The 22,039-nt window shown below is 37.0% G+C and carries 26 protein-coding genes; 16 read left to right on the plus strand and 10 right to left on the minus strand.

Annotated features, from left to right (window positions below):
• Nucleotides 1–61: 61 nt before the first annotated feature.
• The gene (locus SNE38_RS05725; RefSeq protein WP_336046083.1) at nt 62–1,156 is read right to left on the minus strand and encodes a CdaR family transcriptional regulator; all 1,095 of its coding nucleotides are present in this window, start codon (nt 1,154–1,156) and stop codon (nt 62–64) included.
• Nucleotides 1,157–1,292: 136 nt separating this feature from the next.
• Between SNE38_RS05725 and SNE38_RS05730 the strand changes: the two genes are divergently transcribed.
• The 3 genes from SNE38_RS05730 to larA are packed head-to-tail and all read left to right on the plus strand — an operon-like array spanning nt 1,293 to nt 3,653.
• A complete protein-coding gene (locus SNE38_RS05730) occupies nt 1,293–1,835 on the plus strand; it encodes a nucleoside/nucleotide kinase family protein (protein ID WP_191703258.1) in 543 nt (180 codons plus the stop codon).
• Nucleotides 1,832–2,377: an ECF transporter S component gene (locus tag SNE38_RS05735; RefSeq protein WP_336046084.1), complete on the plus strand. Its 546-nt coding sequence runs from the start codon at nt 1,832–1,834 to the stop codon at nt 2,375–2,377. The genes SNE38_RS05730 and SNE38_RS05735 overlap by 4 nt, the downstream gene beginning before the upstream one ends.
• 13 nt (nt 2,378–2,390) lie before the next feature.
• Nucleotides 2,391–3,653 carry a nickel-dependent lactate racemase gene (gene larA / locus SNE38_RS05740; protein WP_336046085.1) on the plus strand — a complete coding sequence of 421 codons (1,263 nt, stop codon included), beginning with the start codon at nt 2,391–2,393 and terminating at the stop codon, nt 3,651–3,653.
• Nucleotides 3,654–3,773: 120 nt separating this feature from the next.
• On the opposite strand, the gene bshB2 is transcribed toward larA, so the two are convergent.
• From bshB2 to thiD, 3 genes are all read right to left on the minus strand, one after another.
• Entirely contained in the window at nt 3,774–4,451 is a 678-nt protein-coding gene (bshB2, locus tag SNE38_RS05745; RefSeq protein ID WP_336046086.1) for a bacillithiol biosynthesis deacetylase BshB2, read from the minus strand.
• A 13-nt stretch (nt 4,452–4,464) separates the two neighbouring features.
• Nucleotides 4,465–4,815 (minus strand): YojF family protein, encoded by a 351-nt coding sequence (locus tag SNE38_RS05750; RefSeq protein ID WP_191700754.1) that lies wholly within the window; start codon nt 4,813–4,815, stop codon nt 4,465–4,467.
• A 111-nt stretch (nt 4,816–4,926) separates the two neighbouring features.
• Nucleotides 4,927–5,775 carry a bifunctional hydroxymethylpyrimidine kinase/phosphomethylpyrimidine kinase gene (thiD, locus tag SNE38_RS05755; protein ID WP_336046087.1) on the minus strand — a complete coding sequence of 283 codons (849 nt, stop codon included), beginning with the start codon at nt 5,773–5,775 and terminating at the stop codon, nt 4,927–4,929.
• A 162-nt stretch (nt 5,776–5,937) separates the two neighbouring features.
• On the opposite strand from thiD, the gene SNE38_RS05760 reads away from it, so the two are divergent.
• The 6 genes from SNE38_RS05760 (at nt 5,938) to SNE38_RS05785 (ending at nt 10,587) form a co-directional block, all read left to right on the plus strand.
• On the plus strand, nt 5,938–6,648 hold the full coding sequence (locus SNE38_RS05760; RefSeq protein WP_191703253.1) for a uracil-DNA glycosylase: 711 nt from the start codon (nt 5,938–5,940) through the stop codon (nt 6,646–6,648).
• A 39-nt stretch (nt 6,649–6,687) separates the two neighbouring features.
• Nucleotides 6,688–6,870 carry a uracil-DNA glycosylase gene (locus SNE38_RS05765; RefSeq protein ID WP_225223709.1) on the plus strand — a complete coding sequence of 61 codons (183 nt, stop codon included), beginning with the start codon at nt 6,688–6,690 and terminating at the stop codon, nt 6,868–6,870.
• Nucleotides 6,867–7,139 carry a YwdI family protein gene (locus SNE38_RS05770; RefSeq protein WP_191703252.1) on the plus strand — a complete coding sequence of 91 codons (273 nt, stop codon included), beginning with the start codon at nt 6,867–6,869 and terminating at the stop codon, nt 7,137–7,139. The genes SNE38_RS05765 and SNE38_RS05770 overlap by 4 nt, the downstream gene beginning before the upstream one ends.
• Before the next feature lie 51 nt (nt 7,140–7,190).
• Nucleotides 7,191–7,568, plus strand: a complete 378-nt coding sequence (locus tag SNE38_RS05775) for a DUF423 domain-containing protein (RefSeq protein ID WP_191703251.1) — start codon at nt 7,191–7,193, stop codon at nt 7,566–7,568.
• A 137-nt stretch (nt 7,569–7,705) separates the two neighbouring features.
• Nucleotides 7,706–8,881 (plus strand): amidohydrolase, encoded by a 1,176-nt coding sequence (locus tag SNE38_RS05780; protein WP_336046088.1) that lies wholly within the window; start codon nt 7,706–7,708, stop codon nt 8,879–8,881.
• A gap of 20 nt (nt 8,882–8,901) precedes the next feature.
• Nucleotides 8,902–10,587 (plus strand): methyl-accepting chemotaxis protein, encoded by a 1,686-nt coding sequence (locus SNE38_RS05785; protein WP_191703249.1) that lies wholly within the window; start codon nt 8,902–8,904, stop codon nt 10,585–10,587.
• A gap of 68 nt (nt 10,588–10,655) precedes the next feature.
• Here the strand turns inward: SNE38_RS05785 and gerQ are convergent, their stop codons facing one another.
• Nucleotides 10,656–10,967 (minus strand): spore coat protein GerQ, encoded by a 312-nt coding sequence (gene gerQ, locus SNE38_RS05790; protein WP_191703339.1) that lies wholly within the window; start codon nt 10,965–10,967, stop codon nt 10,656–10,658.
• Between the two features lie 408 nt (nt 10,968–11,375).
• Between gerQ and SNE38_RS05795 the strand changes: the two genes are divergently transcribed.
• Together SNE38_RS05795 and SNE38_RS05800 are read left to right on the plus strand one after the other, a co-directional pair.
• Nucleotides 11,376–11,546, plus strand: a complete 171-nt coding sequence (locus tag SNE38_RS05795; RefSeq protein ID WP_191703248.1) for a hypothetical protein — start codon at nt 11,376–11,378, stop codon at nt 11,544–11,546.
• 74 nt (nt 11,547–11,620) lie between these two features.
• Complete coding sequence (locus tag SNE38_RS05800; RefSeq protein WP_336046089.1) at nt 11,621–11,767, plus strand: hypothetical protein; 147 nt, start codon at nt 11,621–11,623, stop codon at nt 11,765–11,767.
• A gap of 15 nt (nt 11,768–11,782) precedes the next feature.
• Here the strand turns inward: SNE38_RS05800 and hemQ are convergent, their stop codons facing one another.
• Nucleotides 11,783–12,520, minus strand: a complete 738-nt coding sequence (gene hemQ / locus SNE38_RS05805) for a hydrogen peroxide-dependent heme synthase (RefSeq protein WP_191703246.1) — start codon at nt 12,518–12,520, stop codon at nt 11,783–11,785.
• Between the two features lie 164 nt (nt 12,521–12,684).
• On the opposite strand from hemQ, the gene SNE38_RS05810 reads away from it, so the two are divergent.
• Nucleotides 12,685–13,512, plus strand: coding sequence for a lipoate--protein ligase family protein (locus SNE38_RS05810; protein WP_191703245.1), 828 nt, complete (start codon nt 12,685–12,687; stop codon nt 13,510–13,512).
• A 13-nt stretch (nt 13,513–13,525) separates the two neighbouring features.
• Here SNE38_RS05810 and SNE38_RS05815 read toward each other — a convergent pair whose 3' ends face one another.
• Entirely contained in the window at nt 13,526–14,167 is a 642-nt protein-coding gene (locus tag SNE38_RS05815; protein ID WP_191703244.1) for an RsfA family transcriptional regulator, read from the minus strand.
• 222 nt (nt 14,168–14,389) lie between these two features.
• On the opposite strand from SNE38_RS05815, the gene SNE38_RS05820 reads away from it, so the two are divergent.
• A complete protein-coding gene (locus tag SNE38_RS05820) occupies nt 14,390–14,614 on the plus strand; it encodes a DUF1450 domain-containing protein (protein WP_008404549.1) in 225 nt (74 codons plus the stop codon).
• Nucleotides 14,615–14,805: 191 nt separating this feature from the next.
• Nucleotides 14,806–16,113 carry an HD domain-containing protein gene (locus SNE38_RS05825; RefSeq protein ID WP_336046090.1) on the plus strand — a complete coding sequence of 436 codons (1,308 nt, stop codon included), beginning with the start codon at nt 14,806–14,808 and terminating at the stop codon, nt 16,111–16,113.
• Between the two features lie 287 nt (nt 16,114–16,400).
• Here SNE38_RS05825 and SNE38_RS05830 read toward each other — a convergent pair whose 3' ends face one another.
• Entirely contained in the window at nt 16,401–16,586 is a 186-nt protein-coding gene (locus SNE38_RS05830; RefSeq protein ID WP_191700766.1) for a 2-hydroxymuconate tautomerase, read from the minus strand.
• Nucleotides 16,587–16,651: 65 nt separating this feature from the next.
• Here SNE38_RS05830 and SNE38_RS05835 point away from each other — a divergent pair, with 65 nt between their 5' ends.
• Nucleotides 16,652–17,164 (plus strand): YwhD family protein, encoded by a 513-nt coding sequence (locus SNE38_RS05835; protein ID WP_336046091.1) that lies wholly within the window; start codon nt 16,652–16,654, stop codon nt 17,162–17,164.
• Nucleotides 17,165–17,495: 331 nt separating this feature from the next.
• On the opposite strand, the gene SNE38_RS05840 is transcribed toward SNE38_RS05835, so the two are convergent.
• Nucleotides 17,496–19,553, minus strand: a complete 2,058-nt coding sequence (locus tag SNE38_RS05840) for a transglycosylase domain-containing protein (RefSeq protein WP_408022376.1) — start codon at nt 19,551–19,553, stop codon at nt 17,496–17,498.
• 330 nt (nt 19,554–19,883) lie between these two features.
• Between SNE38_RS05840 and speB the strand changes: the two genes are divergently transcribed.
• Nucleotides 19,884–20,756, plus strand: coding sequence for an agmatinase (gene speB / locus SNE38_RS05845; protein ID WP_191703241.1), 873 nt, complete (start codon nt 19,884–19,886; stop codon nt 20,754–20,756).
• Nucleotides 20,757–20,806: 50 nt separating this feature from the next.
• Here the strand turns inward: speB and SNE38_RS05850 are convergent, their stop codons facing one another.
• Complete coding sequence (locus tag SNE38_RS05850) at nt 20,807–21,889, minus strand: diguanylate cyclase domain-containing protein (RefSeq protein WP_336046093.1); 1,083 nt, start codon at nt 21,887–21,889, stop codon at nt 20,807–20,809.
• Between the last annotated feature and the right edge of the window lie 150 nt (nt 21,890–22,039).

Consider the following 22,039-nt stretch of genomic DNA (forward strand, 5'->3'; position numbering starts at 1 on the left):
AAATAAAGCTATAGCTATAAGGCTGTATCATCATATATGCTACAGCCATTTCCTATTTTAATCACATACTATTTCGCTGCAAAGAAAATTGGTTTAGCCATAAAATAAATTTGATCGTAATAATATCGTTAATATTGCGAGGATTAAGAAGAGTTTCTTTTTGAATTTTATTTAAACGATACTTTAATGTATTTGGATGGATGAATAATGCTTTAGCTGCGATATTAACATTTAAATTTGATTTTATAAAAGTGGAAAGCATTTCTTCATTATCAAGGATAAATCGATAATTTGAGTTATTTAAAAATTTTTTTGCAGCATTTAAAGGGATTTGTGCGAGCATGCCTTCTATTTGATGGTTTTGGTAATTAATAATATTATTTTCTATATTTAAGTTTAATAGCGATTCACATTCTTCATAAGCTGATTTTAAATTTGTAATATTATCTATAGGGGCAGTATAAACAATTTTAACGTTTTTACTAAGATTGATAAAATTTTTGAAATCGTTGATTACTGTTCCCATTGGTTGAACCAAAAGATCGAAGACTAATAGATATCGACTAATGGACATTTTTTTATGTAATGTTGCTCGAGTAACTAAATCATTCATGAAAATAAAATAATCTTTTGTATTTGTTTCAAAATGATTATTAGTTTCAACAACCGTAATTAAATATTTTTTCTCTACAGAGATATCCAAATTAAAAAGAAGACGTTTTAAATTTACGATATTAATGGAAGGTTGCATTAGCTCCTCAATAATTAAGGATTGTTGAATATTTTTAAACTCATTTGCAGAAGTTAAATGCGCTTGCTTTAATAATAATTCAGCGAGCATTTTGACTATATTAGAAATTTCCTCGATTTCATTAGGGTCACCTGTTATTCCGATTGCACCAACAATTTCGTCGTTAAATTCGATTGGAATATTAATACCTTCCTGTGTACCTTGATATTTTTTTGTATCTTCTTTAAATATCTTAATTACTTTTTTCTTTTTAAAGACCATTATAGCACCTTCATGAAATTGAGAAATTCTAGAAGGATTTTTAGAAGCGATTATAATTCCCTCCAGATCCATTATATTAACATTTAACGAAAGTACTTTTGAAGTTTCATTAACGATAGCTTCAGCTAAAACCTTTGTTAACATATTTGCACCTCATAAATTAGTCGGACTATTAATTCCTGTTAAATTTTATTTTAGTTGGTATATTGGTAAAGTATAATAGTAATATTCGAAAAATACAAAATATTATGTCTTTACAAAATGCTTGGAGGGTGTACTAATGGAGAAAATAAAGGATATAGAATTTATAATTCAGCAATCACTAGAAAAAGATGAACCGGTTATTATAGCGATAGATGGTCCAGCAACAAGTGGGAAAACAACTTTGTCTCAAAAATTAAAAGAAAAATTTAATATAGTTATGATACCGATGGATCATTTTTTCTTACCAATGAATATGAAAACACCAGAAAGGCTAGCTGAAATAGGGGGAAATGTAGATTATAGAAGAGTGGAGGAAGAGATTTGCATTCCTTTTAAAAACCGAGAATTTTCTCATTATAGAGCGTTTAATTGTCAAACAAAAACTTATGAAGAAAAACAAGGACAGCAAAGCAAAGTTTTGCTATTAGAAGGTGTATATGCATTACACCCAACACTTCAAAAATATATAGATTATGCGTTAGTTTTAGAAATTACAAAGTCAGAACAAATGACAAGGCTTAAAAAGAGAAATACACCTCAAATAGTAGAAAAGTATATTCAAGAATGGATTCCTTTAGAGGACAGGTATTTTGAATATTTAAACCGAATTGGAGAGTGAAGCAATTGAAAGCACGGTATTTAGTATATACGTCATTGTTTATTGCAATAGCCATCGTTTTGGCGCAAATTGTTAAGGTTTTACCACTCGGTACTCCAGGAGCTATTTTATTACCGATGCATATCCCTATTTTACTGTGTGGTTTTATATGTGGAAAAAAATATGGTTTACTTGCAGGAATACTTACTCCATTTATTGCCTTTTTGATTTCTGGAATGCCAATTATTTTTCCTGTAGGTCTTAGTATGATGTTTGAGTTGGCTACTTATGGTTTTGTAGCTGGTTACACATATAAAAACATGAAATTAAATCCATATATTAGCCTTTTAGCTTCGCTGTTAATAGGGAGAATAGTATTCGGAGTTGCAGGAGCTATTTTATACGGATTCTCAAATCTCGATTTTGGTTTACAAATGTTTATTCAAGCCGCATTCATAATAGCTTTACCAGGAATTCTAATTCAATTAATAATCATTATTCCACTTGTAAAAGCAATTGAAAAAATTCAAACACAAAACAAGCTTCCACAAGTGAATGCATAGAGGGGGAAATACAATGGAAGTATCTTTATTGTATGGTAAAGGAGAATTAAAAATTAATGTACCTGACCATTCTGTCGTTTTGGAACCAAAAAGCATTAATGGGGTAGAGGATGAGATGGGTGCATTGAACGAAGCGCTATTAAACCCTATTGGTACTTCACCGATACATGAAATCGTAAAAGAAACAGATAAAGTTGCAATCGTTATAAGTGATATTACTCGTCCTACACCAAATGAGAAAATAGTTCCTGCGATTATTAATGCACTGCCCCATGTACCAAAAGAGAATTTTGTTATTATAAATGGTACGGGAACACATCGTGATCAAACGGAAGAAGAATTTATTCAAATGTTGGGTGAAGATATTGTCAATAACATTAGGATTATCAATAATAGTTGTCATGATAAATCAACTCAAACGAAAGTTGGAACAAGTAGATTTGGTTGTGATGTTTGGTTGAATTCGGAGTATGTTGAAGCTGATTTTAGAATCGTAACAGGCTTTATTGAGCCACACTTTTTTGCTGGATTTTCTGGAGGACCAAAAGGAATTATGCCTGGTATTGCTGGAATTGAAACAATTATGACATTTCACAATGCAAAAATGATTGGACATCCTTTAGCTACATGGGGAAATATGATTGATAATCCACTGCAAGATATGACACGTGAAATTAATGGTATGTGTAAACCACATTTCATGTTAAACGTTACATTAAATCGCGAAAAGAAAATTACAAATGTATTTGCAGGGGAATTAATTGAAGCTCATGATTTAGGCTGTGCATATGTAAAAGAACATACGATGGTAAAATGCGAAGATCGATTTGATGTAGTGATTACTTCAAATTCTGGATATCCATTAGACCAAAATTTATATCAAGCGGTAAAAGGGATGAGTGCCGCGCAAAAAATTGTAAAAGAAGGCGGTACGATTATTTGTGCGGCAGAATGCATAGATGGTTTACCTAACCACGGAAATTATGCGGAAATACTACAAATGAGAAAAACTCCTCAAGAATTGCTTGATATGATTAATGATGAAAATTTTAAAAAGTTTGATCAATGGCAGGTTCAAAAACAAGCTGTTATTCAAGTATGGTCGGACGTACATTTATATTCAACATTAACACGAGAACAAGTTGAAAATAGTATGTTAAATTATGTAGAAGATATTGAAGTGTTATTAGAGCAATTGAAGGAGAAATATGGTCCAAACTATTCTATTGCAATATTACCAATTGGTCCATTAACTATTCCTTATGTAGAAGAATAGGTTTAATCTATTTCCAATTTCAGATAGACATAAAAAAAAAGCGTCGCAAAACAAAATTTGCGACGCTTTTTATTTCGAGTTTTTTTGTCGTAGTCTCTACAGATTATATAATAAAGAGAATCAATCGTTAAACACAACATTGTAAAATTTTTCGGTATTTAACCAGCTGTCCGATAAAACTTCACCTTCGTCGACACGTTTTGCTGTTTCCTGCAACATCCAGCCAGTTTGCGAAATATGGGCTTTTAGCGCCTTTAATTTGTCTTCTTTGACAGAGCTAATATCAATTGTTACATCAGGCTCTCCATTTTTCTCGACTGTATCATTGGCAAAAGCACAGGCTAAAATACGGGGGCGATATTTCTTATTAATCCGACGAACGGCTTCTACTACTGCACGACCAGTTGCTTCATGGTCGGGATGCACTGCAAATCCAGGTAAAAATGTGAAAATTAAAGAAGGATTAAGTTCCACAATTAAATCGGTTACTAGTTTGATCATCTTTTCATCATCTTCAAATTCTACCGTCTTATCACGTAAACCCATCATACGTAGATCTTCTATACCCATCGCCTCACAAGCAGCAATCAGTTCTTTTCTACGTATTTCCGGCAATGATTCGCGAGTGGCGAACGGAGGATTTCCTAGATTACGACCCATTTCACCTAATGTTAAACAAGCATATGTAACAGGAACTCCCATATTGTGATATAAGCGTAATGTACCTGCAACCGAAAAGGCTTCATCATCTGGGTGAGGGTAAACGACCAAAACATGGCGTTCTTCTTGTAATGTCATGTAAGCAACCTCCTTAATAAGCAAATGGCGATTCGCTAATTTCCAACGCAATCGCTAGCTTTCCTGTATTATCTATTCCAGCCATTAATAAGCGACCTTGATCATCCAATTCAAAATGTGTAATTCCTTGTGCATAAACCCAACCATGTGGCATTTTTAAGCCAACGCGGTGTGGGGCGTCCCCTACAACTTTCCCTAATTCATAACGTAATTGTACGTTACGGATAAAAGCCCCTGCATTGAAAAAGTTTTCATTATAGTGTGTTGCATAAGAGCCATTTGTAGTTTCTAGATGAATAAAAACGTCTTTGTTCGCAAAAGAATTAAGTAATTCCTGGAGCTCGTTAGTATTTACTTCCTTCATCACTCTTATTAACTCCTTTCGAATCTATCTACTAATAGTATAGTCAAACTTTACGAAGTATGAAAAGAAAAAGTCACACAAGAAGCGAATTCTTGTGCGACTTAGTATATTTTATGCATTAATGTAGTTTGGGATCGTCGAAACCGATACTGCAGGTGCACCGAAACGAGGTTTAGCACCATGCATAACTGGTCCAACATGGGCATTTAAAGCCCAACCATGTTTAATTGCAGCCGAAACGAATTCCTTCGCTTCTATTACGGATTCTTCAACAGAAAGACCATTTGCTAAGTTGGCGCAAATACTCGCTGCAAATGTACAGCCTGCTCCATGATTATAAGTTGAAGTGACTTTTTCGGATTCAAGTAATTTGAAGTCTTTCCCGTTATAGAATAAATCCACGGCTTTATCATGCACTAAAGCTTTTCCGCCTTTAATGACAACATTTTTTGCCCCAAGCTCATGTATTTTCAGTGCAGCGGCTTGCATTTCCTCAATTGATTTGGGTGTACCTGTCCCTGCTAATTGACCTGCTTCAAAAAGGTTAGGTGTAACAACTGTAGCATGAGGTAATAAATAATTAACCATAGCTGTTGTATTGCCAGGATTTAATACTTCGTCATCGCCTTTACATACCATTACCGGATCGATGACTACTTTATTCGTTCCTGAAGATTGAATGGCCTGTGAAGCCATTTGTATAATCTCTTCTGTAGAAAGCATCCCTGTTTTAATCGCATCTACTCCTGTAGAAAGGGCTGTATCGATTTGTTTTTGCAAAAGGTCTGTCGGCAATGGTGTCACAGTATGGCTCCAAGTTTTAGGATCCATTGTTACGACTACTGTTAATGCGACCATTCCGTAAGTACCATGTTCCTGGAAAGCTTTCAAATCTGCCTGCATTCCTGCACCTGCAGAAGTATCAGACCCTGCAATTGTTAAAGTTTTTTTAAGTGTCATAAAGCAAATCTCCTTAAAATGAATATTCGAATAATAATTGTCTTTAGTATAGCGCTTATCTGACTATATAAAAATAGCCAGAAAAAGAAAAAACTTTAAGGTCAGAAGAAATTACTTGAACTTCTCTATGAATTTCAATACCGTTTGAGATGAGGTGAAATTATGATTGAACAATTAACAAATAGTTGGAAAGCAATTTTGGCGACACAAGCGCAGCAGTCTTATTATAAAAACTTGCAAAGCTTTTTAGAAACGCAGTATGAAATGGGTACTGTTTACCCAAAAAAGGAACATATTTTAAATGCCCTTTTGTTGACGGATTATGATTCGGTAAAAGTAGTCATATTAGGACAAGATCCATATCACGGTCCCAATCAGGCGCATGGACTCAGCTTTTCGGTCGAGCAGGGACAAAAAATGCCACCAAGCTTAAGGAATATGATGAAAGAGTTACAGCAGGACTTGGGCTGTGAAATACCTGGGCATGGAGACTTAACATCTTGGGCAAAGCAAGGTGTTTTATTGTTGAATACGGTATTAACTGTACAGGCAGGAAAAGCGAATTCTCATAAAGGACAAGGATGGGAACAGTTTACTGATGCAGTTATCGAAAAACTTGCAGAGCGTGTTCAACCAATCGTCTTTTTATTATGGGGAAAGCCGGCGCAAAGTAAACGGATATTAATTGAACGAATTTCCGATAAGCATATTATTCTCCAGGCACCTCATCCAAGCCCATTAAGCGCCCATCGCGGATTTTTTGGAAGCAGACCCTACTCAAAAACAAATGAAGCACTTCTTTCGATAGGTGAAAAGCCCATCAATTGGTGTTTAGATGAAAGTGGTTCTAAACAATCTAAACTTTTACTGTGAAGCATGGTAAAGTAATGATAGAAAGAGAGGGAGCGGCAAATGAAAGTTGATTGCTTTAAATGTCATTTTTTCCGTGTGACATGGGATCAAAATAATCCGCGCGGGTGCACGGCTTATGGTTTTAAAACTAAGCAGCTACCATCTCTCGTTGTAAAACAGTCATCAGGAATGGATTGCTTAAAGTTTGTGCCGAAAAATAGAGGAGGGGACAATGGGAGATGATCACGTATGAAACAATCATCAAACAAATTGAAAAGTTAACCGCAGAAGCTACTCATGCAACAACGGAGCAACTGGCTCGTGAAAAGCTCACGGCTATTCGTGCATTATGTGATGTCGTATTGGACGAAAAAATAAACTCCACAAAGCTCCCAGCTGCAAACCTTGTCAGTACAACTGTTTCCTCACCGGTATATACACAGCCTATTGCAATTCCGGCGCAAAAGCTCGAGGAAGAGGATGCAAATGGGGATTCACTTTTTGATTTTTAATCGTTATTAAAATAGAGAATTATTGAATAGATAAAAGAAAGAGGTAAGAAAATGAAAGGCTCAATTATATCAGGTGCAATTCATGGTTTTTTAGCAGTCGCATTAGGCGCATTCGCAGCACATGCATTGGAAGATATGCTGGATGACTACAGTACGGGAATATGGGATACGGCTATACAATATCAAATGTTTCATGCAGCAGCACTAATATTAGTCGGAATTTTAATGTCAAACGCTATTTTAGGTGAAGTAAAGCAACTGAAAATAGCAATGATCTGTTTTAATGCAGGAATCGTCATTTTTGCAGGTAGTCTAATGGTATTAGCTTTAACAGGAATCGGCATACTGGGGGCAATTACTCCTATCGGTGGTGTCCTATTTTTAATTGGTTGGATAATGGTTATAATGTCAGTAGTAAAAAAGGCATAGAAAAATAGAAGGCGTATACTCCTAAAAATGGAAGTATATGCTTTTTTTATTATTTTAATAGGAAAAATAAAACTTTTATCTAAATTGTTTGAATTTATTGTATAGTTATAAAGTAGGCTAGTAAAGGGGTAAGGAAAATGGACCAATTATTATTAAAGCTAGAAGATCATTTTGAAGAAATGGTGATTATACGTCGCTATTTACATGAGCATCCTGAAGTATCGCATGAAGAAGTACATACACCTGCATATATTGCGGATTTTCACCGTGAGCTTGGATTAGAAGTGCGCGAGTATGTAGGGGGACGTGGAGTTGTAGCCACACTAAGAGGTGCAAGACCAGGAAAAACGGTAGCTTTACGTGCGGATTTTGATGCATTGGCTATTCAGGAATTAAATGATTTGCCCTATAAGTCTAAAAACGACGGTGTAATGCATGCATGTGGTCATGATGGTCATACGGCAACGTTGCTCGTTTTAGCAAAAGTCTTGGTGGGCATGCGAGAGCAATTGTCGGGTAACATCGTTTTTATTCATCAGCATGCAGAGGAAATTGCTCCAGGTGGTGCATTGGCCATGATTGAAGATGGGTGTCTAAACGGTGTAGATGTTATTTTTGGGACGCATTTATGGGCGCCAACCCCCCTAGGCGAAGTGCTTGTAAAAGATGGGGCAATTATGGCAGCGGCAGACCGGTTTGAAATTGTGATTCAAGGTAAGGGAGGACATGGCGCAGAGCCACAGCATTCAGTGGATGCAATAGTAGTGGGAGCCCACTTTGTCACTCAAGTACAGACTATTACTTCCCGTCGTATCGCACCGCTTCAATCGGGGGTTGTGACAATTGGTCAGTTTGAAGCGATCAATCCGTTTAATGTCATCGCCGATACAGTGAAAATACAAGGGACAGTACGTGCTCTAGATGAACAGGTTCGTAAGCAAATAAAAGAAGAAATTGAATTATTGTTAAAAGCAACTTGTTTAGGGATGCACGCTACATATAGTTATCAATATTTCGATGGGTACCCACCTGTTGTTAACCATGAAGAACAAACAAAGTTTATAGCAAAAGTAGCGGAGCAAACAAGTGGAGTAGAAAAGGTTACAGAGTGTCCGCCATTTATGATTGGTGAGGATTATGGCTATTATATGCAGCATATTCCAGGCACATTTTTCTTTACTGGGGCCAAAGATCCGCAGTGGGAAACCGTTTATCCACATCATCATGCCAAATTTGATTTTGATGAAAGAGCGATGCTGATTGCCGCAAAAGTACTAGGACGAGCTGCCTTAGAATTTCTTGAAAATGATTGACAGAGAGAAGGGAAATGGAAATGAGTGTTGGTAAAAAGTTATATTCTGCTTTCATATTAATGATTGTCTTAATAACGATAACTGTAGTTCTTAACTTTATTAGTTTAAATGAAATTCAGGGTAATATGGACGAAGCGCTCGATCATCGTGTTGAGCAAATCCGCACAGTAGATCAAATTCGATTGAATATAGGAATGCAAGGGATGTATGCACGTGCCATAGTGTTGGACGGCAAAGAGGAATCTATCAATAGTTTTAATCAGTACAATGAATTATTGGACGCGGAAATTGATTATTTGGATACATTGGTAGTCAGCGGTACGATGCAGGAATATATGGAGCAAGTAAAAAAGTTCCGCGATGATTTTAACAATGGGTATCTTGATATGATTGATGCATATAATCGAGGGGATCAAATTCTGGCAAATGGATTTATTAATACGAAGCTTCATGTGGCAAGTAACGGCATGTTTGATGTGACAAATCAAATTGTCTTATTTCAAGAAGAACAGCTTGAAGCGATTAATAAAAAAGCCAACAACTCGATTGCCTTTTCTCAAACAGTGGCAAGCATCGCCTTGGTAATCAGTATTTTGATTGGTGTAGCCGTAATGTTATATATTCGTAAAACAATTACATCACCATTAAAGAATATCGTAAAAGAAGCGAATATTATTGCATCAGGCGACTTATCACAGCCGGATTTTGTAGTCAAAACAAAAGACGAAATCGGTCAGCTAGGTAAGTCCTTCAGTATGATGAAAAATAATTTAGCAAATCTAATTAAAAATATGCAAATGAATTCTGAACAAGTAAGTGCTGCAGCACAGGAACTTTCAGCAAGTACAGAGGAAATTACGGCAACAACAGAAGATGTGACGACGCGTGTTAGTCATACAGCAGAAAGATCCCAAATTTCTGCACACGCTTCAAACGAAAGTGCTCGTGCCATGGAAGAAACAGCAGCTGGAATACAGAGAATTGCAGAAGCGACTCAAAAATTACATGGTAATTCTGTTGATGCGACACAAACAGCGAAAAACGGTGGTCAAATTATTCATGATGCACAACAGCAAATGAACATAATTAGTACTTCCACAAATTCTGTCAATGATTTAGTACAGAAGCTGGCTCAACAAACAGAGGAAATCAATAATATCTCACAAATCATTACGGCAATTACGGATCAAACGAATCTTCTTGCGCTAAACGCTGCAATTGAAGCGGCACGAGCAGGGGAACACGGAAAAGGATTTGCAGTTGTAGCGGATGAAGTACGAAAGCTGGCGGAGCAATCTAAAAGCTCGGCAAATTCAATCGTCAACTTAACACTTGAAATTAAAGCAGATACAGAAAATGTCGAACGTGCTGTATCGGACTCTTTAATATCTGTAAAAGACGGTGTAGATATTATTACAAATGCAGGTCAGTCATTTACATCGATTGTGGGAGCAGTAACTGAAATGTCAATGCAAATTGAAGAGATTTCAGCTACATCTGAACAGCTTTCGGCAAGTGCAGAACAAGTAACCGCTTCGGTAAATGAAATTGCCAATGGCTCAAACGAATCGAGCAGCCACCTTGAAATGATAGCAGCAGCCGTGGAGGAACAAACGGCAACGATGCAACAAGTCAATGCAGTGGCAACCACATTAAATGACAATGCCCAAAACCTACAGCAGGAAATCCAACAATTTAAAGTGTAAATAGGAAAAAGCAAGGTGCTAGTGATTGCACCTTGCTTTTTCTTGCATGTTAAAAGACTTGCAGCCTATTAAGGTGTTTGTGTAAAGTAACTTAATTCCTCATCAAATTCAGCATAATCAAAGTAAATCATCGGGAACAAGAAGCGATGGTTATTCTTTAAATCACGCAAAATAACATGGTCGCGTCCAGCTGCTTCGACAACACCGCGAACAGCACGCGTATTGCTGCCAGCTACCGCATTATCAAATGAAAAATAAAACGTACCTGGTTTCCCACGATTTAACCGTAAAATATTTTCAATATAGGATTCCTCACGTGGAACGCCTACACCTTGCATAGTCGTAGGGTACGTAAGCGTCGAAGGATTCATTTGTTGCATTGGAGACGTCCAATAATAAGTCAATTTTGCATCCTTTCATTAAGTAAATTTAATAAACCACTAGACAATTTGCAGTTGCCGATTCTCAACACCCAGCTTCAATATGACCACTACGCCATTGTCCATAATACTAGGCAGGGCATTCGAATGACCTTTTGTAGCATCTTAATCGAGCAAGAAGATTATCTTTTATAACTATAGGCGTTGTAAGTAACCTCCTTTTTCGTTTTAGTATATGCATAAAAAAAAAAAGTTGAACACTGTTGCAGTATTATTTTTTGAATAGTTAACATACTATAGAATAATTTAATATAAATAAGTAATAACTTTCAACGAAATGGGCAATATATGTTACATAAATAGAAAATTGTTGCCCAGTGTTAATGAAAAGCACGGGAGTGGAACGTCATGAAAATAGGAGTATGGTTAGGGATAATTATTAGTGCATTTTTGTCCTTTGCGGTTGCGAAATTTTACGGGCAACCGATCCATTGGTATTTATTAATCCTTCTCATCGTAACGGGTTTGTTCATTAATACCATTATTATAATTTTAAAATTGCAGGATGATCATACGTAAAAGGTGAGTCGATTTAGTTCGACTCACCTTTTTCCGTTTTAGGGATGAAGCCGTTGGCGAATAACTGCTTTGAAATGACGAATATACATCACAAAGTGTCGATTATGTATGGGGTAGTGGCGAATAAGTATGGACGATTGACGAATATCGATAGAAAGATGTCCAATAAAAATAAACCCGTTCAGCCACTTGAAGATGGGATAACCAATAATCAAGGGTGAACGGGTACATCAGTATTAAATCGCTAATAATTTTTCTAGTTTTTCGTTGTCTAATAAGTTACCTACTAGGAACTCACCAAACTCGCCATAGCGGGCTGATACTTCATCGAAGCGCATTTCGTAAACAATTTTTTTGAATTCTAGCATATCATCAGAGAATAATGTTACGCCCCATTCGTGGTCGTCCAATCCAACTGAACCAGTAATGATTTGTTTGATCTTACCTGCATAGCTACGTCCGATTAGTCCGTGAGAATGCATTAATTGACGACGCTTGTCCATCGTAAGCATGTACCAGTTGTCATTGCCATCGCGCTTTTTATCCATTGGATAGAAGCAAACATATTTTGATTTTGGCAATTCAGGATATAAACGTGCACGTACATGTGGGTTTTGGTAAGGATCTTCATCCGACTTCCCAGCTAGGTAATTTGATAATTCTACAATCGAAACGTAAGAATAAGTTGGAATAGTGAAATCTGCAATTGCCAGTTTAGCAAATTTTGTTTCGATTTCGCTTAATTCTTCCGGTGTTTCGCGTAATGTCATCATCATGAAATCTGCTTTTTGACCAATAATAGAGTAGAAAGCATTTGAACCTGTATCTTTATTTAAGTCTTCTAAAAATGCGATAAATTCTTTCGTAGCGGCTTCGCGTTCTTCAGTTGAAACTAATTTCCATGATGCCCAGTCAATTGAGCGGAAATCATGTAATGCATACCAGCCATCTAAAGTAATTGCTGCTTCATTCATGTGCTTAAACACTCCTTGTAAATGAAAATGATTCACAGTTAGTGTAGCATAAATCAGTAAAAAAAAATCATTTCAACCTCGCATATTCGATATTTTCACCAATTTGACATCACTTTGAATTGAGGTATGCTAAAGTGAAGAGAAATTAAGCTAGGAGTATTTATATGAACGAAATTTTAAAGCAAACGAAGTGGCGTTTCGTTGATCAATCGATTAGTGCGAATAAACGCTCACCTTTAGAGTCATTCGCGATGGATGACACACTTTGCCATCTTGTAGGACAGCTCATGTCAGATGCAACACTTCGTACGTGGGTGCATTACGATTCAGTCGTGTTGGGTATCCAGGACCACCGATTGCCGTATATAGAACAAGGAATGCAGACATTAATAATGCATGGCCATAAACCGATTGTCCGGAATTCAGGAGGATTAGCCGTTGTATTGGATGCGGGAGTGCTGAATATTTCCATTGTCATCGGGGAAGACAAACCGCTTAGTATTAATAACGCTTTTGAAATGATGGTCGAATTGATTCGACAGCTTTTTCCAGAAGTCGCAACTAAAATAGAAGCATATGAAGTTGTCGGCTCGTATTGCCCAGGTTCATATGATTTAAGTATCGATGGTAAAAAGTTTGCCGGAATATCACAGCGCCGCATGAAAAATGGCATTGCTGTACAAATTTACTTATGTGTAGAAGGCAGCGGAAGTGAACGGGCAGAGCTGATTAAGCAATTTTACGAGGCAGGTCTAAAAGGCGAGGTAACAAAATTTCAATATCCGGACATTAAACCGGACGTAATGGCTTCATTACAGGAGCTTACAGGACAAAGCATAACTGTATCCCAAGTAAATGAACGCCTACGCAAGCTATTGAACCACTGGAATGGGAAGGTAAATGAACAACCATTGCAGAAAAGTGAAATGGAATTATACGAATATTATTTACAGCGCGTATTGAAGCGCAATGAATCAATGTTAAACAAATAAAAAAGGCGAGGTGCTAATATAGCGCTTCGCCTGAATCATTTAGTGATGACTGGGAAACTAAGTTTCCGTTTCGCTCCATTTTGAACGTCGGTGCGTTTGGCTCTGAATCTTCTAGTGCCACAAGTCTTCTTGCGCGATTCATAATAGATACAAATTGCTCGTAATCTTCTTTAATCGCTTTGTTTTCTTTTTGAAGTGCAGCCAATTGTTGTTCAAGCTGATTCTTTTGTTCCGTTAATAGTGATGTTAATTTGCGCCACTTCACTAAATCTTGCTCATTTGAATTCGTATGTTGCAATTTCACTAAGTATGCAATGACGATATCCAGTGATAAAGCTGATAGTGGAATTGACGTCGGCTGGCTCTCATTAGAAGGCATTAAATATAAAGGTGACGTTCTGCGCTTTGTTGCCGTATTCATCATACGCATACGTTCTTTACGTTCCTTTTTCGCCTGTGCTAAATCTTCTTCATAAATACGTCGTACTACTGCATTCCAGCGGAAACCACACGCTGCAGCTGTTCGATTCAATAGATCACCAGCTTCTTCAAAAGCATTAAGCTGTGTGCTTCCTTCTTTAACATGGCGCAAAACAGCTTCTGCCAATAACTCGTCATTCTCTTTTACCCACGCATCTTGTCTTGTTTTTGTCATAAAAAACTCCCCCTGATCTTATTCATAGTTTTGTTGTTGTAAATCTATCATGTCCAAAGGGGAAAACATTTATTCAATATATCGTAAATTGTTGATAGAATAATGAGAAATATATTCCTATCAGACCTTTGACGGAATTGCTAGTATATGCTTGAATGGAATATGCAATATGAGATACAATAACAAATAGGTTAAAATAGCTAAGGGAAAGGTGTTGACACTATGGCAAACTTATTTCACGTTTGCGATGAATGTCAGGCCGTTAATTTAAAGACGTTAATTCCAAAATTAAAAGAAATTGATCCAGAAGCAACGATTGAAATTGGCTGTCATTCATACTGTGGTCCAGGCCGCAAAAAAACATTCACATTTGTAAACAATCGTCCAGTTGCCGCATTAACTGAAGAGGAGTTAATGGTAAAGGTACTCGACAAACTAAAAAAGTAACGACGTAGGGGGCATGTCCTGAAATGATTTTCAGAACAAGTCCTTTTCGCATTTATAAGGGCTTTGCAGATGAAGTATACTTATCAATAATTTTTTGTACATGAAAACAATTATGCTTTTTGCCTAATGGATTCATTTCTATTTCATTGAAAACTCACTTATAATAAGAAAAAGGGATAAGGAGGTCGGCTATGTTGACGACATATGCAAAAACAAAACTGCTAGAGGAAAAAGTTTTTAAAGACCCTGTCCATCGTTATATCCACGTTCGGGATCAAGTGATTTGGGATTTGATAAAAACAAGAGAATTTCAAAGACTGCGCCGTATTAAACAGCTTGGTACTACATATTTAGTATTCCACGGAGCGGAGCATAGCCGCTTTAATCATTCATTGGGTGTGTACGAAATTGTACGCCGTATTGTAGATGATGTATTCAGAGGAAGAAAAGAATGGGACGAATCTGAGAGATTACTCGTGTTATGTGCAGCGCTATTGCATGATTTAGGGCACGGTCCGTTTTCCCATGCCTTTGAGAATGTATTTGAGACCGATCATGAATATTTTACACGTCAAATTTTATTAGGGGAGACAGAAGTGAACGCAGTGCTTCGTCGAGTTTCACAAGACTTCCCTGAAAAAGTTGCCCAAGTGATAGAAAAAACATATCCTAACGAATTGGTTGTCAGCTTAATTTCAAGCCAAATTGACGCCGATCGAATGGATTATTTACAGCGTGATGCCTATTATACAGGCGTTAGCTATGGTCATTTTGATATGGAGCGCATCATGCGTGTTATGCGTCCCCGCCAAAATGGCGTCGTTATAAAAGAAAGTGGAATGCATGCAGTAGAGCATTATATTATGAGCCGCTACCAAATGTATTTACAAATCTACTTCCATCCTGTATCGCGAAGTGCGGAAGTTGTACTCAATAATATTTTAAAGCGGGTAAAAGTGTTATGTGCGAATAATTATGCATTTAAATATGAGCCATCACCTTTTGTTGCTTTTTTCAAGGGAAACGTAACTTTGGAAGATTATATAGCATTAGATGAAAGTATTATGCTCGCATACTTCCAATTTTGGATGCAGGAAGAGGATCGGATTTTACGTGATCTATGTAGAAGATTTGTTAATCGGAAATTGTTTCAATATACGAATCTCAACCCTTTTAAGCAACCCGAAGTTTACGCAGAACTGCGTCGCCTATTTATAGAGGCGGATATGGACCCGGATTATTATTTAGTGCATGATTCCACATCGGACTTACCTTATGACTTCTACCGACCTGGAATTGAAGGGACGAAAAAGCCGATTTACCTACTTATGCAAGATGGGGAGCAACGAGAGCTATCAGAGGAAAGTCAAATAGTTGAGGCGATTGCCGGCCGTATAAAAGTGGACCATAAAGTTTACTACCCGGAGGAGTTATTGTTAGACGAGAACATTCCGGAAACGTTACGACAAGAAATACAGAGGCTAATTGAGCATGTATAAAAAAGATAGCTAGGACAGAAGTGAAAATTTCATTAGATAACGTGAAAAGCTTTATTATGAAACGTACACTTTATAAAATTGATTAAAACGGCTGGCGGGTAATCGCAGGAGCACCGACGCTTGAGACGTTCGTGTAAGTCCATGTCCGTGCAAAAGCGTCCCTGGAATGGAAATCGATTTATATACAGCAAAAAAACACCATTTTTCTCTTAGAGAAAAATGGTGCTTTTGGTTTTGCTTTGTAAATTTCATTGTAGATTGCTAAGTTGGCAGTAATATAGGACGGATTAATTGTCGCTGTATCGCACGCCACCTTTTGCAAAGTGGTTTTTAGACATTTCTTCGATAATAATGGATACATTTTCTACTGGTGCGTCAACTGTTTTTGAAACAGCTTGTGTCACTTCTTCTACAAGCGCTCGCTTTTGTTCTTCTGTACGCCCCTCAACCATTTTAATTGTAACGATTGGCATATAGTCGCCTCCTAGTTAAAATATAGTGTATAGTATTTATATTAGCTTATTTGGAGGTATTTACAATGGCAAATGAAGAAAATTCTAAACCAAAAATGGGTTTTACGATTATTAAAAATGATCCAACCGATGGGCATAAAGGTTTTGGCATTGGCTCACTTTCTCTAGAAAATGTGTCGCCAGTCATTGTCGATGTCGCAGAAGGAACGGCGATTGTTGATATAGGTGCAATGCATGCAAAAAGTGAAGTAGAGCGTGGTATTAAATTTACAACGAACCGTGAAGACTCAGCAGGCGGAAAAAATTATTGGTTAGTATGGGTGACGATTGACCATAAGGAATCTGGTGCCTACTTTGCAGGCGTAACTGCATGTGAAATGGTTGTGAACCGTGAAAAGCGCCGGGGCTATAAAATATTGGCGGATCATGTAAACAGAATGGATAAATCTATGAAGCGCCATATCATCGTTGACCATATGGATGCACCATCAAAAAAAATATTGGCAGACTTTCTTAAAAGCCACAATGAAGAAATGTGGAACAATAGCGATGAAAAATTAGCAAATGATTTAGTGTAAAATTACTTATAGGTTAAATATAAAGTACAAATAAATATTATGGTCAGTCAATTACTTTTTTGGAAAAATGAATCCATTCGGTGAACAATATGTGACATTTCAAGAACATCCAAATCGATGGTTGAAACTGCTTCCAAAAGAAAGTAAACTGAATTTAAAGCTTGCAAAGTAGTAGGCTAGGACATGTGGGAAATGAATAGTGATGAGTATTATGCGGCATTTGAACATTCCCAAGCCGAATGCCCCATGGTTCTCATCCTTTCGTTAACCACAATAGAAAAGCTCTTTCGTTTTACGGACTAGAACCGGAAACGAAAGAGCTTTTCTATTTTTAGTCCCAAAAACCTTTGAATGCTTCGAAGGGTAATGTTTCAAAGAAATTACCCCATGTATCTGTGTCGAAGAAATCGAATGTTCCACAGGATTCAGTAGGAATATCTGCTGTTTTCATATAAACGACACGCTGGTTCGGACAAGAGGGATCGGCTAACTTACCACTCAGAATATCGACCGTAACAGGCTCGACTCCACTTGGTATTTTAAAAGTTTCGTTTGCCTTTCCATTAAGGGCGGTTTCCATAAATTCAATCCACACTTGTTTAGAAGCTGCCATATCTGCCTGGACAGATAGTGTCTTCCCTTGGTCATAGCCATTCCATACACCGGCAGTCAAACTGGGTGTAAAGCCAATCATCCACTGGTCACTGTTAGTTGTCCCTGATTTTGCTGCATACGTATGGGACATTCTAGAGCGCAGTGATAGACCGGTTGCAGGGGAATAATCACTGAATACAGGGTCGAATATTCCTGTCATCATTTGTGTTAGAACAAAAGCATCCTGTTCGGAAATTACCTGTTCTTTCTCAGGCTTCTTATATTTATAAACGACTTTCCCTTTTGCATCGATAATAGATAATACGGTCACTGGTTTTCTCTTTTCTCCACCAGCTGCAAGGATGTTATACGCATTTGTTAAATCGTACAACGAATTTTCAGCGGTCCCCAATGCAATAGACGGTATATCTTTTTCAGAATATTGAAGTCCAAAGCGTTTTTGAATATCGCGGAAAGAACGGTAGCCGATTCCTTCCAATGTCTTTACTGCATAAATATTATCTGAAATAGCCAATGCTTGAGCTAATGAAAGTGCATGGTCTGCAAATTTGTTGTTAACGTTTTGTGGCGTATAAGTTGCTCGTCCACTATCATAGGTGAATGTTGTTTCACTGACATCCAAAAATGACATAGGGTGAAAATTCTTTTCAAGGGCAGCTGCGTATAAAATCGGCTTGATGGCAGAGCCGGGCTGACGATTTCCCAAGGCGACTCGGTTAAAGGAACTTTCACTATAATCACGCCCCCCAACAAGCGCTGTTACAAAACCAGTATGTGCATCCATACTGACAAAACCAACCTGCAAATCACTATTGGGCATATTCGTTTTAATGGCATTTTCCGCTGCGCGCTGATGTGCCTGGTTCAGGGTGGTTTGAATTGTCCAGCCACCTTCACTAATACTTAGGTTTTTGGATTGTAATATATCACTTGCTTCTTCCCAAACAACATCCAAAAAGTAAGGCGCAATCGATTTTGTCGCAATCCATTGATCACTTTTTAGTGCGACCTGTTCAGTCGTAGCGCGTGTTTTTTCATCGTCTGTAATTTTTCCTTGCTCATTCATTAATCGTAAAATAACGTGCTGACGATTAGTCGCCTTTTCTAAATTATTTAGTGGCGAATAATAAGTCGGTCCTTTTGGAACACCGGCAAGCATGGAAGCTTCCGCCAATGTTAAATCCTTTGCTGATTTGCCGTAAAAATAACGACTCGCAGCTTCTACGCCGTACATTCCGTGACCGTAGTAAACAGTATTTAAATAACCTTCTAAAATTTCCTCTTTTGAGTAAAATAACTCTAAACGGTAGGCGAATAAGGCTTCATTTATTTTCCTGTTCCATGTTTTTTCATGGGTTAAATAAAGGTTCCGAGCATATTGCTGTGTGAGCGTACTTGCTCCTTGGACTTTGCTTCCCGCTTTAAGATCCGCTAAGACGGCTCCAGCAATACGGGAATAGTCAAAACCACTATGATTAAAGAAATCTTTATCTTCAACAGCAACTGTAGCATCAACTAAATAAGGTGAAATATCATCCAATTCTGTCCAATAGCGACGCTCCTCGGTGAAATAATCGCCAATTTGATTATTGTCGCTATCCAAAAAAATCGAAGCTTTCGGGACCGTAAGTGGAGGTGCTCCAGCAACTTGTGCATATATACGCAATGAAAGGAACGTTACAGCGAAAAAACATAAAAGGGCAATAGTAACGAGACCTATTTTTTTCATAAATCTTTTACGGCTTTTTCGTTTTTTATATTGCTGTCTTTTCAAGTTTTTTCACCTCATTTCTTTTTTAGTAGTTAGTAAAAAGTTTTCGTTCATTCACAAAAAGTTACAAAAATTCTATTGCACTTTTAATGAAAACAACTATACTTTTGTCGTAGCACATTAAATGGAAGTAAGCATTTATTCTGCTATGACAATACGTATTCATAATGTCGAATTTTGTCAGTTATACTTAATTATACGAAAATAGCGATCAAAAGTTTCATTTGTTAGATTTAGTATGAGCAAAATCACCGTTCGCTATGCATACGAAATTAAGAACAAATTTATTTATAATTGATAATTTAAAATAGAGAAAGTTGTAGGTGATTGTAAATGAGATTTGACGAAACATATGCGGGTAACATGTTTATTAAAAGCCATCAAAATTACGAGGAAAGTAAGGCAGTTCTATACGGCATGCCAATGGATTGGACAGTAAGCTATCGTCCCGGCCAACGTTTTGGCCCAGCTAGAATCCGTGAAGTATCTGTTGGTTTGGAAGAATACAGCTTTTACTTGGATCGCGAATTAGCGGATGTTCCATTCTTTGATGCTGGAGATATTCCACTGCCGTTCGGTAACCCGGAAAAATCATTGGCGGAAATTAAGACATTTGTTCGTAAAGTATTGGCAGATAACAAAGTTCCAGTTGGTATGGGTGGCGAACACTTAGTATCATTGCCAGTAATGGAAGCGGTATACGAAAAATACTCAGATTTAGCCATTATCCATTTTGATGCGCATACAGATTTGCGTACGGATTATGAAGGCGAACCTTATTCACATGCAACTCCAATTCGTAAAATCGCTGATACAATCGGACCTGAAAATGTCTATTCATTTGGAATTCGTTCAGGCTTAAAGGAAGAATTGCAGTGGGCAAAGGAAAACGGGATGCACATTTCATTATTCGAAGTACTCGAGCCTTTAAAGCAGATCCTACCTAAATTAAAAGGACGCAATGTTTATGTGACAATCGATATTGACGTATTGGACCCGGCACATGCTCCTGGTACAGGCACTGTTGATGCAGGTGGTATTACACCAAAAGAACTTTTAGCTGCAATTCATGAAATCGCGCACTCAGAAGTAAATGTTGTCGGCTTTGATCTTGTTGAAGTAGCACCGATTTACGACCATGCAGAAATAACAGTAAACACAGCAGCGAAATTAATCCGCGAAATGATTTTAGGTTGGGTGAAATAAGGATAAAAATAAAGCGAGCGACGAATTTCTGTCGCTCGCTTTTTAAGTAATTACTTTAAGTTGTTTGCATGAAAATAGCCTGAAGTTTTATTTGATTTTGCATGTTGAGATGCTCTAATTAAATTTTCCGTCAAACTACGGGAAGTAACACCATTATCAGGGAAAGAGCTTAATCCAATGGTGACGGAAATATAAATTACTTCTTTGTCTATTACATTAAAGGGCTGCTGGGCAATAGTATGTATTAAATTATCTGCCTCAAATATCGCTAGAGCAGGAGGGGTATCCTTTAGAATAATGGCAAACTCCTCACCACTTAGCCGACCAACAAATGCATCATTTTTATCTGCATATTCTTTTAAATGAAGAGCCAGCTGCTTAATGATTAAATCTCCTGTAGGGTACCCGTATTTGGAATTAATCATTTTTAAATCTCGAATATCTACCAATAATAAACTGAATATCTCATTTTTCTTCATAAGTTGTTGAATACATTTTTCAAATTCTGTTGTATTAGGCAACTGTGTTAAATAATCAATTTTCCGCAAATAATTGGTTTCCTGTACAGTATCATTTGTACGTTTCACCTGATGAATAACAATGTAAATAAAATAAAATGCGAAAACTGTAAATAAACCATATAGCAGGAGGAATCCGTATCCTTGACTACTAAAGCAAAGTCCTATAAAAGAAATCAAAATCGATTCAACCAAACAAAGCCAAAAATAAGTGAAAACCGTTTTAGAAGTCATTTCATATTTTCGTGTAATTAGAAACAGGAACAGTACTAGTAAAATAAAATTATAGTTAAAAATAGTAGAAATCATCGTTACCTCTGAAAAGAAAAAGCGACCGATTCCTATAATAAGACCGCTTACTAAAATCGCAAATGGTCCACCTAATAAACCACTGAACAGGACTGATACAAACTGGGAATTTACCAATACACCGTCAACAAGATTAATTGCGGAATATGTCAAAATTAGCCCCGTCACACCGAATTTTATACCTGTCACATAAGGAATTGATCGATCGATAAATGGCGTAATTTTAAAGTAATTGATAAATGGCCAGTAAATTAATAGGGTAAACGTAAATAATATACAAAAATAAGACAATATTTCGATAAACATAATTAACTCCTTTATAAAATAATCATTACTCTTTTCTATCGGAAATACTATAAAAATGATTTAATTAACGGAAAAATACTCAAAAATAGGGTGATAAAGGTACTAAATCTAAGTTTAAGTTCAATGTTGCTTAAAGAGATAAACTTATCC

This window comes from Solibacillus ferritrahens (assembly GCF_037027585.1).
Classification (GTDB): domain Bacteria; phylum Bacillota; class Bacilli; order Bacillales_A; family Planococcaceae; genus Solibacillus; species Solibacillus ferritrahens.

What these genes read in the sequence shown, in the direction of transcription:
- SNE38_RS05750 (WP_191700754.1), bottom strand. Translation starts at nt 4,815, where the DNA reads ATGAAGGAAGTAAATACTAACGAGCTCCAGGAATTACTTAATTCTTTT.
- SNE38_RS05780 (WP_336046088.1), top strand. Translation starts at nt 7,706, where the DNA reads ATGGACCAATTATTATTAAAGCTAGAAGATCATTTTGAAGAAATGGTG.
- SNE38_RS05725 (WP_336046083.1), bottom strand. Translation starts at nt 1,156, where the DNA reads ATGTTAACAAAGGTTTTAGCTGAAGCTATCGTTAATGAAACTTCAAAA.
- speB (WP_191703241.1), top strand. Translation starts at nt 19,884, where the DNA reads ATGAGATTTGACGAAACATATGCGGGTAACATGTTTATTAAAAGCCAT.
- SNE38_RS05835 (WP_336046091.1), top strand. Translation starts at nt 16,652, where the DNA reads ATGGCAAATGAAGAAAATTCTAAACCAAAAATGGGTTTTACGATTATT.
- SNE38_RS05775 (WP_191703251.1), top strand. Translation starts at nt 7,191, where the DNA reads ATGAAAGGCTCAATTATATCAGGTGCAATTCATGGTTTTTTAGCAGTC.
- SNE38_RS05795 (WP_191703248.1), top strand. Translation starts at nt 11,376, where the DNA reads ATGAAAATAGGAGTATGGTTAGGGATAATTATTAGTGCATTTTTGTCC.
- gerQ (WP_191703339.1), bottom strand. Translation starts at nt 10,967, where the DNA reads ATGCAACAAATGAATCCTTCGACGCTTACGTACCCTACGACTATGCAA.
- SNE38_RS05730 (WP_191703258.1), top strand. Translation starts at nt 1,293, where the DNA reads ATGGAGAAAATAAAGGATATAGAATTTATAATTCAGCAATCACTAGAA.
- thiD (WP_336046087.1), bottom strand. Translation starts at nt 5,775, where the DNA reads ATGACACTTAAAAAAACTTTAACAATTGCAGGGTCTGATACTTCTGCA.
- SNE38_RS05825 (WP_336046090.1), top strand. Translation starts at nt 14,806, where the DNA reads ATGTTGACGACATATGCAAAAACAAAACTGCTAGAGGAAAAAGTTTTT.
- SNE38_RS05765 (WP_225223709.1), top strand. Translation starts at nt 6,688, where the DNA reads ATGAAAGTTGATTGCTTTAAATGTCATTTTTTCCGTGTGACATGGGAT.
- hemQ (WP_191703246.1), bottom strand. Translation starts at nt 12,520, where the DNA reads ATGAATGAAGCAGCAATTACTTTAGATGGCTGGTATGCATTACATGAT.
- SNE38_RS05800 (WP_336046089.1), top strand. Translation starts at nt 11,621, where the DNA reads ATGACGAATATACATCACAAAGTGTCGATTATGTATGGGGTAGTGGCG.
- SNE38_RS05810 (WP_191703245.1), top strand. Translation starts at nt 12,685, where the DNA reads ATGAACGAAATTTTAAAGCAAACGAAGTGGCGTTTCGTTGATCAATCG.
- larA (WP_336046085.1), top strand. Translation starts at nt 2,391, where the DNA reads ATGGAAGTATCTTTATTGTATGGTAAAGGAGAATTAAAAATTAATGTA.
- SNE38_RS05850 (WP_336046093.1), bottom strand. Translation starts at nt 21,889, where the DNA reads ATGTTTATCGAAATATTGTCTTATTTTTGTATATTATTTACGTTTACC.
- SNE38_RS05830 (WP_191700766.1), bottom strand. Translation starts at nt 16,586, where the DNA reads ATGCCAATCGTTACAATTAAAATGGTTGAGGGGCGTACAGAAGAACAA.
- SNE38_RS05785 (WP_191703249.1), top strand. Translation starts at nt 8,902, where the DNA reads ATGAGTGTTGGTAAAAAGTTATATTCTGCTTTCATATTAATGATTGTC.
- SNE38_RS05770 (WP_191703252.1), top strand. Translation starts at nt 6,867, where the DNA reads ATGATCACGTATGAAACAATCATCAAACAAATTGAAAAGTTAACCGCA.
- SNE38_RS05820 (WP_008404549.1), top strand. Translation starts at nt 14,390, where the DNA reads ATGGCAAACTTATTTCACGTTTGCGATGAATGTCAGGCCGTTAATTTA.
- SNE38_RS05760 (WP_191703253.1), top strand. Translation starts at nt 5,938, where the DNA reads ATGATTGAACAATTAACAAATAGTTGGAAAGCAATTTTGGCGACACAA.
- bshB2 (WP_336046086.1), bottom strand. Translation starts at nt 4,451, where the DNA reads ATGACATTACAAGAAGAACGCCATGTTTTGGTCGTTTACCCTCACCCA.
- SNE38_RS05815 (WP_191703244.1), bottom strand. Translation starts at nt 14,167, where the DNA reads ATGACAAAAACAAGACAAGATGCGTGGGTAAAAGAGAATGACGAGTTA.